The following is a 12,278-nucleotide window of genomic DNA, read 5'->3' as shown; positions in this document are numbered from 1 at the left end:
CAGCACCCCTATCTGTATGATTCCACCGTCTGAATTCTTCACAGCACCATATTTGTAATAATTATCACTTTTAGTGCTTTTCCTCATGTCTTCCATGACAACATTTTTTCCATCTTTTAATATTTTATAGGTTTCATCTCCATTCTTATACATGTATCCTAAACTACCAGGTAAGTTTGAATATATTATTTTACCAGAAGGATCTGAAACATTTATCTCATCTATTTGAAACTCCCTGGCAAGAACAGCTAGATAATCATTATTCACCTTATCGTTGTTGTCCTTTATAAAATTCGATAAAGTAATTATCCTGGTTTCTATAGAACCATTCAAAGTCTTCATAGTTTCTTGATTATTAGTCATATCATTGGAAATCTGATTTGCCATCATCATACCATCGTTTTCCATCTGAGAAACGATCTTATTTCTAGCTATCCATACTGATGCAGCTGATATTAATATAATAACTGCAGCTATTATAATTACAGGAACAGACAATATTTTAAATTTCAAATGAGTTTTCCGACTGCCGTAATTTTCCATAGATCTTACCCCCATTTTATATATTATTAAGATTTAACAATCTAAATCCTTAATTTTATAATCGAACTTTAAATTATAGACTTTAAATCCTATTTAATTTTAATCACTATATGGATTTTCAATCCATATATTATAAATATAACTAATAAAAGGAGAAATTCGTATGATTTCACTATTATCTGCATTATTGTTCAGCATATCTTCAAATTTAGACAACCTACTTGTGGGGACTGCCTATGGAATAAAAAAAATAAGAATAAATTTTATTGAAAATATCATAATAGCTCTGATAACATCTACCGGAACTTTTTTATCCATGTCCGCGGGAGCATACATGTCTAAATTTCTGCCCGGTTCTGTAAGCAACATATTGGGGGCATTAATCCTTATTATTTTGGGAACATATTTCTCAGTTCAGAGTATAATAAAATCCACAAATAATACACAGTCAAAAGAACTTGCACTGAAAGATATTGATGAAATGATTGAATACGCCGAAAAATCAGACTTTGACAGTTCCGGGGATATAAGCACCAGAGAAGCTCTATTTGTAGCGTTCGGATTAACTTTTAATAATATCGGGACTGGAATAGTGGCGAGCATAACTAAAATAAATATCGGCCTCACAGTCCTGTTTACATTCACATTGAGCATACTTACAGTTAAATTCGGTGAATCCATGGGTACCCATATAATAGGCAAATTTCTCGGGAAATATGCACCTTTGTTTTCAGGAATACTTTTAATAATACTTGGGGTCATGGAAATTTTTAACTAAAAACATATATAACTTAGACATTTTACCCGGCCTCACAATCCTGATCTCTGAAATTCACTTTCCATCCTGCTTATGGGCTTGTGAAAAATTTTCTTTATGGGAACAAGAAGTAGAAAACCTGCTGCAAAAAAGAACAATATCATCAGCGATTTGGATAAATTGGTCCAATTTGGGCCGGCCATCGCCTCTCGCAGTCCACCTATACTATATGTAAAAGGTAAAAACGGTGCCAGGGCAGCAAGCCTTGATGAAATAATCTCAATAGGATATATCCCGCCTGTACTAAACAATTGAAGAATCATAATTATAGCAGAAATACCTTTCCCAAAATTTCCAAATGTAAATATGAGTGTAAATATTATACTTGTGAATGCTATACTGGTAGTCAGTGCAACAATCACCATGGTAATTTCACTTTCGGGTCTTATTCCGAGGATGAAAAACTCTCCAAATAAAACAATCAAAGTCTGTATAAAAGAAAGTATTATAAATAAAAGTAATTTTCCAAAATACCTGTGTGCCATATTAAGCTTTATTCCAACATCGGATTTTTTGTATTTTAAAGTAAGTATAATACCAAAGAGAAGAACCCCTACCCATATGGACAATGTGGTATAAAAAGGAGTTACAGCATATCCAAATAAGCCCAGGTTATAGAGCTGCACATTTTTCAGTTCCACTGGAGATGACAGCAGATCTGAAATTTGATCCGGATTTTTTTCCATAATACCTATTATATTATCCAAACTTTTTTCATTAACTGTCTTCATTTTGATATCTAAATCATTCAATTTGCTCTCAATATCTCCAACTCTTTTACTCATTTGATCTATCTGTCGAACTGATGCCTGGTTGATTAAAGTGCCTGCATCTGCCAGTGAATCAAGCTGTGAAGCAACTGTCCCCATGGACTGGAGCATATTGTCATAATTTTTTAAATTATCGTCAATACTGCTGCCCATACTGTTCAACGGCTGAACTTCATTTAAATAGGATGATATGTCATTTGCTGTCACTGTCAACTGATTCAGGACTGAATTTATACTTTCATCGGGAGCATTATTTTCCAGCAGCTGTCTCATATAAGAAATATAACCTCTTTCAACTTCAATTGAGTTTTTCATTTTCGTAAAAATACCTATAAGATTCCCTGTCACATTGTCCGGTAAAAATCCGTTCATAGCATTTATCACCTTTATATTACCGTTGATTCTTTCTATTGCAGACTCTTCTGCATCATCTATATCTTTCAGCACATCGTTCCCAACAGCATGATTTTCTATACTTGATAAAAGAGACTGAGCCTGTGAATTCAGCGACTGAATTTCATTTACACCTTCGGCCAGATCACCCTGTGCCGAATTTACAGCTTGCTTAGCAGACTGAACAATGGATTTTTCTTGCTTTAAAACGTCTTTTAGAGATCTCACCTCATCGGAAAGTCTTGGAACATCATCTTTTACTCTACCCAAATAAGTTCCCATTTCCCTGGAATTTTCCCTAACTCTGCTTAAATATTTTTTTACATCGTCAATAGTCGAAATTGCATCCTCTAAAGTGCTCTTAAGTTCAAGAATCTTGGGTTTGTCTTTATTTAATTTTATTCCGATTGAATTTAATTGTTCAAGCACTTCTTTACTGCTTATCTTTATGAAACTAGACTTAATCTCATCGGTAAGAGAATTCTTGGCGGTATTTGTGATTTTAGTAGCTGCGGGATTTAGTTTCTCATTGGATCTATATACTATATTGGGTTTTTCGGGATGAGAAGTCGTAACACTTAAAAGCTTTCTGGAAAAATCAGCCGGGATCTCTATCAGCGAATAGTATTTTCCTGCATTGAGTCCGTAATTTCCCTGCCACTCGTCTATCACGATCCAGTTCATACTTTTATTCTTTCTCAATTCACCTATAATTTGACCACCTATATTTATATTTTTTCCGTTGACACTGCTTCCTTCATCATTGTTTATAACTGCAATGGGAAGTCTGCTTGTATTGGCTGCAGAATAAGGATCCCATGAGGCTTTTATACTTATAACAGCATAACAAGCTGGAAGCAGGCAGAACACTAAAATTGTTATAAATACGGGAAAACTTCTTGTTATATTCCGCAGATCCATTTTTAATATTCTAAATACGGTTCTCATATAAGTTCCTCCTACCGCTGTCTTCAATTTACTCTCCGAAACCTGATTCTACAAATTTATCATGAAGTCTGCCAGTCATCTTATATAAAGGTCTCTTCAAAAATAATCCGGCCAATATGCTGGCTGAAGCCATTATAAACAATACTGAAACATCTATAATCACAGTGCTCACAAGAGGTCCTCCAACCGCCTCTCTAAAACCGCTCACACTATAAGTAAAGGGAAATAGGGGTTGGATTATTCTAAAAGCAAGCGGAACAAGCTGCACAGGATAAGTAGCACCACTTCCTGCAATCTGTGCCACAACAAGTACAACCGCAGCAGCCTTTCCAAGATTCCCAAATATAGATACCAGAGTATACACTATTGTTGAAAATGTAAAAGATGAAATCAAGCCAATCATTATCATAAGAAAAAAGTCCCGCGTATAGACATGAAGAATAAACTTAGTGGTAAATACGACTATAAGCGACTGCACTGCAGACAGCGAAACAAATAAGAGCATTTTACCAAGATATCCTTCCCTTAAAGTAATGTATCCAGTACCTTTGAATCTTACCGCAGTTGTTTTAAGTACTGCTACAAGCATGGTGCATCCAATCCATATTGAAAGTGTCATATAAGTGGGTGCAAATGCGGAACCAAAGTTTGGAACTCTATATATATTCTCTTCTACTATATTAAATGGATTGGATATAAAATTTCCCATAAGCCCAGGATTATTCTGAAATACAGTTATTATCTTCACTATATCATTGTTGCTGACAAGTTTAAGCCTGCTGCTTATATCTAAAATAACACCCTTAAATTCATTCATATTGTTCTCAAGTTTTTTAGAAGAGTCAGCCAGAAGCCTGCTTCCATCTATTAAAATATCCAGGGATTTGACTCCATGACTGCTGATGTCTTTTGCAGCATTTAAAATATCAGCGGAATCATTCAGGGAATTAACCAGATCATCGGCTGTGCTATTTAACGGTCCTTTCACTTCATCCAGGTATTCCCGTGATAAATCCGTCAATTTCCGTCTTACATCAGACACACTATTTACTACAGAGCCATTTTTGTTATTCAACTGCTGTTTTAAATTATCCAATGAATTTTTTATATCTTTCAAAGAATCCAACATTCTGGCTATTTTAGTATTGTAATTAAAATTATTTACTGCCTTCAAAAAATTCATTACAGAATCCACTTCACTGTTCAATGCTGATATCCGATAATCGATCTTGTCTGCAGCGAAGTCAATATTTGAAGAATTGCCGGCAAGAGCTTCAAGCCTATAGGCATTTGCCTCTGCATTGTTCAGTTCCATCTGGATATCTTCAATCGAATTGTTGAAAGAAGATTGTATAGATCTTATAAAGTCAGCATTGGCGGTATTATTTTCGTCTATAGTACTTGTATTGTACAAAGCAGAAACAACAGGTTTCAGCTGGACAAGGAGCATGAGAAGATTATTTGAGCTATCGTTTATTCCTCCAAGCACGGCCGTTATAAAATCCATATTATCGCCCAGAAATATTATTGAATCCTTTAGAGTTATTATATTATATTTGTTTTTTTCAGCTTTTCTCCCTATAATGTTCAAATAAGAAAATATAGTCTTATTAACTGAATATATAAAATTGTATTTTATAGAATCCACAAGAGAACTTGCTGCATTATCAGTAATTTTAATGGCCATAGGGCTTCTCTTCGTATTTGCTTTGTAGAACACCTGAGCTTTTCTCGGGCTATCTCCAGCTATACTGGTAATATTTAATGAAAAATCCTCCGGGATTTCAATTACCGCGTAATATTTCCCATCTAAAAGGCCCCGATCTGCCTCTCCTGAATTGACAAATCTCCAACCGATACTGTGATTTTTTCTGAGATTATCCACAACATTATTTCCAAGATTCAAATTTTTACCTTGGAATCTAGTACCCTTATCATTATTTACTACAGCTATAAGAATGTCACTTGTCTTGACACTGGAGTACGGATCCCAAATAGCTTCCACATTTATCAGAGTATACAGACACGGCAGGACACACATCCCCAAAATAGTCAAAAATACAGCCCTGCTGCCCAACATAGTCTTTATATCTCTTTTATATATATTCACAATATTTTTTATCACCTGCAAAACTCCCACGTCAAATGTCTTTTACTTGAAAATTCACTTTAAGAATATTATGTGATTATAAATAAAAAATAATACCCTCATACTTTTCAAGCACAAGGGTACACAATAATTCCTATTATTTTATTCCTTTTTTCAAATATCTCCGTATTTTAAAATTCCACTTTTTATAATTCTCATTATATTCTTTTTTCACAATTTCCAAAAAATCATCCAGCACTCCCAGTTTGCCCAATCCCTTCATAAGATGTCGGGGATAATCACAGCTTCTGGAATAATTATTTTTGGGATCTATGACCTTTATGGAAAAATCACCGTCAACATATAAATCCTTACATCTTATGTCCAGTTTAGTAAATCCAAGTTTTTTAAATTCTTTTATAAGCTGGATTATGTCAATAGCTATCTCTCTATTGAATCCATGTTTCTTAATATAATAATCAAGCCTTTCTCCACTTACATAACTTCTCACAATATAATAATCTCCATGGAGATATACTTTGGGAAAATACCTGCTTTTCGCAGTTTTTTTCAATATATCATATTCATTTTTGCAAACATACCTATTTTTAAATATTTTAATGACCTTATTATCTCCAAGTGAATATACTATGCCATTATGACCACATCCAATAAAATTGGCATCTCTCAACATATTTTCAGCTATTTCATCCAGCTCAATATAATATCCCTCTCTCTTACCCATAAACAAACCCTTCCATAATTACTGTTACTATATTGTATGAGCTTGAGCTAAATAATTTGATAAAAACTTAAATAAATTGTAAATTATACAAACTCCAGTTTCTCCTTAATTCCACGGCCTATCCTTTCTACCGTGGGCAATATACCTTGAAACTGCACCGGAATATTTTTATTTAGACTATACTCATTGTTCCCGGACTCTTCCATGTTTTTAAAAGCATATTGTACAATCAGTTTTTCAGAATCCTTGCAGATAATTATACCTACCGAGCTGCTATCATTCTCACTTTTAACCGATTCATCCAATATAGAAAGGTGAAAAGTCAAAATGCCAAGATATTCGGGCTTAAATTTTCCAACCTTTAATTCAATCGCAACATGACATCTCAATTTCAAATTATAGAAAAGTAAATCTATATAAGAATCCCCTCCTGTAAATTCCACATGATATTTACTACCTATCAATGCAAAACCACAGTCCAGTTCCAGAAAAAATTCCACCGTGCATTTCATAAACTGATCCTGGAAATATCTACTTCTCTCTCCGCTTATGCAATTTATAAAATCCATCAGATATTCATCATTCAATATTAAGGAGCAATTTTCTTCTCTGCCCCGAGCTGGTTTAGTTAGTTCTTCATCGGGAATTATATCTTTTATAAAAGGTGAATCATCACTACTTTTCTGGCCGCCATTTGCATTGTCTTCTTCATCCCCTTCTATGCCACATTTCAAATCTATTTCTCTAGCCAGCTTTCCCAATGTCCATCCTTTTTTTACAGCTTCATCCATATATTTTATTCTCTCGTCTGAATTTTTTACTTTATTTACAAGAACTATGCTGCATGACCACCCTATTTTAGAAGCAGTGTCTTCTACAAGCTCTTTGGATTCATATTCTTCAGCAAATTTAAACATGGCTTTCAGGTTTTTTTCTGAAAAGCATAAATTATTTGGAAATTGAGTCTTAAAATATTGAGATATGGTGCCTATAATTTCATCTTCACACCCCTCATCCTGCCTTATTAAAATCAAGTTGCCAATTCTCCAATAAAGCATAAACATGTTTTTATTAACATCCATCAGAGAATTATTCCTTGAAGAAATCACATCGTCCTTCAAATTTTTTAAAAAATCTTCTACATCCTTATGATACTCTTCCATCACAAAATCACCCCAGATCAAAATTGAGACTTTTCACATATCTATCTTTTCCTATTATCGTATTTTCAAATATCTCCTTAACATCTTTTAAATACAGATATGGATCAGACATAGAAGGACTAAAATGGGTGAGCCACAATTCCTTCACCTTTGCATTTTTAGCAATAGATGCAGCTTCTGAAAACAGCATATGCTTATACTTTACGGCCTTTGAAATATTTTTATCATCGCCGTACATTCCCTCACAGACAAATACATCGGAATTCTGCACAAACTTTATCAAACTTTCAGTGGGCCTAGAATCTGTGCAATAGGACACCTTTAATCCGGGTCTCCTGCATCCGAGTACCATATCCGAAATGTACAAATGATTTTCATCCTTCACTGTCTCTCCTCTCTGAAGCCTGCTCCAAAAAATTTTAGGTACTCCATTTTCAACGGCTTTTTCCCTATCAAATTTTCTATTTCTAAATACGTCCAAAGAATAAGCAAAACAAGGTACACCATGATCCACTGACAATACATTTATATTAAAGTTTCCTATCTTTCTATGATAACTGCCATTCCCACAAAGTTCAATTAAATTTACATCATATGGAAGCACAGGGGCTATAACTCTAAGTCCATTGATTACTTCTGAAAGTCCCCTAGGACCCATTATGCTGACTGGTTCCGTCCTTCCCGAATTGGCTATGGTAAGCAGCAGTCCAGGCAGTCCTGCTATATGATCTGCATGAAAATGAGTAAATAAAATAACATCTATATTTTTCATTTTCCATCCTGAAATTTTCAAACTGAGCTGGGTGCCTTCACCGCAATCTATAAGAAGTTTTCTTCCGTTGTAAGAAACTATAAGTGAAGTAAGGCATCTTCCGGGAACAGGCATACTGCCCCCGCATCCAAGCAAACATAAATCCAGCATAAGCTTATTATCGCCTCTTTTTTTGAGTAATATCAATTAATTTTGTATAATTATTCAGCAGCAGCTGCTGCCTCATTTTTTTAGTATATACATAATAACACAAATCAGTACAACTGTGATAAAATATACCTATTCAAGAATAAATTTTTTAGGAGGAGAATTTTGGCGGAAACTTACGATATACTGATCAAGTTTATGGAAAGGGCAGCACTTTTAATAATCTGCATATTCATTATAACCAGGATACAGTATTTTAGAAATATATTTCAAAAGGAAAATTACACAAAAAAAGATCTTACTATAATATCGGTAATATTTAGCATTTTTTCAGTAGCTGGAACTTATACAGGACTTAGAGTGGAAGGTTCTCTCGTAAATGTAAGGATAGTCACCATAATATCAGGAGGCATAATGTTCGGTCCCATTGTAGGAATAACTTCCGGCGTGGTATCGGGAATTCACAGGTATCTGATAGATATAAACGGTATAACTTCCCTCCCCTGTCTCATAAGCAGTGTGACAGCCGGAATAACTTCAGGACTTATAAATACAAGGCTTAAGAAAAAGTACAAGTGGATAGCAGGTATAATAACCGGCATGCTCTGTGAGACTCTCACCATGGTTCTTATAGTTGTATTTGCAAGGCCCTACAGTATGGGAATCGATATAATTTCAAAAATTGCAATTCCCATGATAGTTGGCGAAGTAAACGTGGGATTTATAGTACTTTTAGTACAAAACGTAGAGGATGAAAAAGAAATGATAGCCGCCAAGCAGGCAAAACTGGCCCTCAGCATAGCAAATAAAACACTGCCCTATTTCAGAAAAATAAACAGCAATTCACTAGATAAAATATGCCGCATAATAAAAAATGATATAAAGGCGGATGCCGTTTCCATAACGGATAACAAATACATACTTGCCTACACAGGTGTCGGAGAAGAATATTACAATATAGGTACACATATATTAAATGAAACTACAAAGGAAGTAATATCAAGTGGAAACATAATTATAAAAGATGACCATATAGACAACAAGAGCTCAAAGCTCAAATCCGCCATAATAATACCTTTAAAAGACAAGGAAGAGGTCATAGGAGCTTTAAAGATATACTATATGAAAGCCCATAAAATAACCTATTCTCTAAAAAGCCTGGCCATAGGACTTTCACAGATTATATCCACCCTAATGGAGGTTTCCAAAGTAGAGCAGGCCAAGGAAATGGCAGAAAAGGCCGAAATCAAAGCCCTTCAGACGAAGATAAACCCTCATTTCCTGTTTAATGCACTAAATGCCATAACTTCATTCATAAGGATAAATCCTGACAAGGCACGGGAACTTATAATAAATCTTTCAAGTTATTTAAGATTTAATTTAGAATTGAACGATGAATTCATACCTATAAAAAGTGAACTGAAACAGGTGAAAGATTACATAGAAATAGAAAAAGCACGTTTTGGAAAAAAGCTGAATATGGTATATGATATAGATGACGTGGATGTAAAAGTGCCAAGTTTAATAATACAGCCTCTAGTTGAGAATGCAATAATACACGGAATACTTAAGTCCAAGGGTCCTGGCACTGTAAAAATAAGCGTGAAAAACATGGATGATAAAATAAAAATATCCATAGAGGACAACGGAGTTGGAATAAAGCAGAAAATCATCGACAAGATATATGACGATGAGATGCCGGAAAACAAGATCGGGCTTTACAACGTACATTCCAGATTAAAACTTATATATGGCCGGGGCCTTAAAATCAAAAGGTTGGAAAAAGGTACAAAAATAGAATTTTACATTAGAAGGTGAATTTATGAAAGCAATAATAGCAGAAGACGAATTTACAGCCAGGGAGGAATTGAAATATTTTATAAAAAACTACAGCAGCATTGAAATTGTAGGTGAATTTGAAGACGGGCTTGACGTACTTAAATTCATTCAGAAAAATGAAGTTGATGCTATATTTCTTGACATAAACATCCCTTCTATAGATGGTGTTATGCTTGCCAAAAATATAAGCAAGTTTTCAAGAAAACCCTTTATAATATTCATCACGGCTTACAGGGAATACGCCGTAGATGCCTTTGAACTTGAAGCTTTCGATTATATACTGAAACCCTATGACGAATCCAGAATAAGATCCATGTTGAAAAAGCTGGAAAGAGTTTATGATGAAAAAAACAATAATTCACCTAAAAAAAGCATGAGAAATAAAATAAATTTGTGGAAAAACAATAAAATCATGGTAGTTGACATGGATAATATATGTTACTGCTGCGCCAGGGAAAGGATAACCGTGGCGTACACAAAAGATCAGAAATATTCTGTAAATGAAAGTATATCTGATTTTTACAGTACACTTCCAAAAAGTAAATTTTTCAGATGCCACAGATCCTATATAGTAAATATAACTAAAATAAAAGAAATAATTCCCTGGTTTAACAATACCTACAACTTGAAGCTGGACGGCACGGATTTCCAGGTTCCGGTGAGCAGGGGCAATATAAAAGAATTCAGGAGGATAATGAACATATAACTGTATTTCATGCAGTATTTTTGACATTTCATTCATAAATTGTGAAATCAAATTTCACCACTTCTATAATAATGTTAAGAAATAATTTAAGAGGTGAATGAAATGAAAAGCATACCAAAAAATAATCGATGGTTAATTGTATTGGGGTCTGCAATTGTGCAGTTGGGATTAGGTACAATCTATACCTGGAGTTTGTTTAATCAGCCTATTGTAAATAAATTTGGCTGGGATTTAAATAAAGTTGCCCTTACATTTTCTATTACCAGCTTTGCACTGTCATCTTCCACACTGGCTTCAGGAAAACTCCAGGAAAAACTGGGAATAAAAAAATTGATTTCAATATGCGGAATAACCCTTGGAATAGGATTGATTTTAACTTCTACCGCAGCTTCTCTCCCGATGTTATATGTCACAGCAGGTGTAATCGTTGGAGCTTCGGATGGTATCGCATACATGACAACACTGTCCAACTGTATAAAGTGGTTTCCAGACAAAAAGGGTCTTATATCTGGAATATCCGTAGGTGCCTATGGATGTGGAAGCCTGATCTTTAAATATATAAACGCCGGATTTATCTCCTCAAAAGGTGTATCTGCTGCCTTCATTCTCTGGGGGATTATAGTTATGATACTCATATTCTCAGGAGCACAGCTGTTAAAAGATGCAGTTCCTCAAAATAAATTCTTCACATCGGATGTAAACTTCACTGTGAAGGAAATGTTAAAAACCAAAGAAGCATACCTGCTTTTTATATCCCTGTTCACTACCTGCATGAGCGGTTTATATCTTATAGGAATCGTAAAGGATATAGGTGTAAAATTAATTGGAATAAATGCTTCTACTGCTGCTGATGCAGTGGCACTGGTAGCCATATTCAATACACTGGGCAGATTAGTTCTCGGTTCCCTGTCGGATAAACTCGAAAGGACGAAACTTATATCTGTGTCACTTTTAGTCACAACTGTTGCCACTTTTACACTGAGCTTTGCACATTTGAACTTTTTAACTTTCTCCCTTTGTGTAAGTGCAATAGCCTTCTGTTTTGGAGGAAACATAACGGTATTTCCACCTGTAGTAGGAGAATTTTTCGGGCTCGAAAATCAGACCAAAAATTATGGAATCATATATCAGGGTTTCGGGCTTGGCGCCCTGGCAGGTTCTTTCATAGGTGGAATCGCGGGAAATTTCAAAGAAACCTTTATAATAATGGGGATACTCTGTGCGGTTTCTTCCATAATACTTGCATTTATAAAACCGCCTGTAGTTTCAGCTAACAGATATTCCAATTCTAACAAAAATATAGCCTAATTAGAAAGCAGTTACGGATCTCCGCAAAGGGGATTTAT

Annotated in this window: 9 protein-coding genes and 1 pseudogene; 4 read left to right on the top strand and 6 right to left on the bottom strand. The window is 34.8% G+C overall.

What is annotated here, in order from left to right:
* Positions 1 to 543 (bottom strand): annotated as a pseudogene (locus AB8S09_RS14155) (methyl-accepting chemotaxis protein); the annotation flags it as partial.
* Between the two features lie 163 nt (positions 544 to 706).
* Here AB8S09_RS14155 and AB8S09_RS14150 point away from each other — a divergent pair.
* A complete protein-coding gene (locus tag AB8S09_RS14150) occupies positions 707 to 1,321 on the top strand; it encodes a manganese efflux pump (protein WP_294182351.1) in 615 nt (204 codons plus the stop codon).
* A gap of 32 nt (positions 1,322 to 1,353) precedes the next feature.
* Here the strand turns inward: AB8S09_RS14150 and AB8S09_RS14145 are convergent, their stop codons facing one another.
* From AB8S09_RS14145 to AB8S09_RS14125, 5 genes are all read right to left on the bottom strand, one after another.
* The gene (locus AB8S09_RS14145) at positions 1,354 to 3,471 is read right to left on the bottom strand and encodes a YhgE/Pip domain-containing protein (protein ID WP_294182350.1); all 2,118 of its coding nucleotides are present in this window, start codon (positions 3,469 to 3,471) and stop codon (positions 1,354 to 1,356) included.
* Between the two features lie 28 nt (positions 3,472 to 3,499).
* Entirely contained in the window at positions 3,500 to 5,596 is a 2,097-nt protein-coding gene (locus AB8S09_RS14140) for a YhgE/Pip domain-containing protein (protein WP_294182349.1), read from the bottom strand.
* Between the two features lie 121 nt (positions 5,597 to 5,717).
* On the bottom strand, positions 5,718 to 6,305 hold the full coding sequence (locus AB8S09_RS14135; protein ID WP_294182348.1) for a protein kinase: 588 nt from the start codon (positions 6,303 to 6,305) through the stop codon (positions 5,718 to 5,720).
* A gap of 83 nt (positions 6,306 to 6,388) precedes the next feature.
* A complete protein-coding gene (locus tag AB8S09_RS14130; RefSeq protein ID WP_294182347.1) occupies positions 6,389 to 7,468 on the bottom strand; it encodes a PDDEXK nuclease domain-containing protein in 1,080 nt (359 codons plus the stop codon).
* A 7-nt stretch (positions 7,469 to 7,475) separates the two neighbouring features.
* Positions 7,476 to 8,390: a ribonuclease Z gene (locus AB8S09_RS14125; RefSeq protein WP_294182361.1), complete on the bottom strand. Its 915-nt coding sequence runs from the start codon at positions 8,388 to 8,390 to the stop codon at positions 7,476 to 7,478.
* A gap of 162 nt (positions 8,391 to 8,552) precedes the next feature.
* Here AB8S09_RS14125 and AB8S09_RS14120 point away from each other — a divergent pair, with 162 nt between their 5' ends.
* The 3 genes from AB8S09_RS14120 to AB8S09_RS14110 all read left to right on the top strand — a co-directional run bounded on the left by AB8S09_RS14120 (position 8,553) and on the right by AB8S09_RS14110 (position 12,240).
* Positions 8,553 to 10,205, top strand: a complete 1,653-nt coding sequence (locus tag AB8S09_RS14120; RefSeq protein ID WP_369869355.1) for a LytS/YhcK type 5TM receptor domain-containing protein — start codon at positions 8,553 to 8,555, stop codon at positions 10,203 to 10,205.
* A gap of 4 nt (positions 10,206 to 10,209) precedes the next feature.
* Positions 10,210 to 10,932 carry a LytR/AlgR family response regulator transcription factor gene (locus tag AB8S09_RS14115; protein ID WP_294182346.1) on the top strand — a complete coding sequence of 241 codons (723 nt, stop codon included), beginning with the start codon at positions 10,210 to 10,212 and terminating at the stop codon, positions 10,930 to 10,932.
* Positions 10,933 to 11,034: 102 nt separating this feature from the next.
* The gene (locus AB8S09_RS14110) at positions 11,035 to 12,240 is read left to right on the top strand and encodes an L-lactate MFS transporter (RefSeq protein ID WP_294182345.1); all 1,206 of its coding nucleotides are present in this window, start codon (positions 11,035 to 11,037) and stop codon (positions 12,238 to 12,240) included.
* Positions 12,241 to 12,278: the final 38 nt, after the last annotated feature.

The organism is Clostridium lapidicellarium (assembly GCF_041224415.1).
Classification (GTDB): Bacteria; Bacillota; Clostridia; order Clostridiales; family Clostridiaceae; genus Clostridium_B; species Clostridium_B lapidicellarium.
Note: the sequence above shows the minus strand (reverse complement) of the source record. Positions and strands in the feature narration are given on the sequence as shown.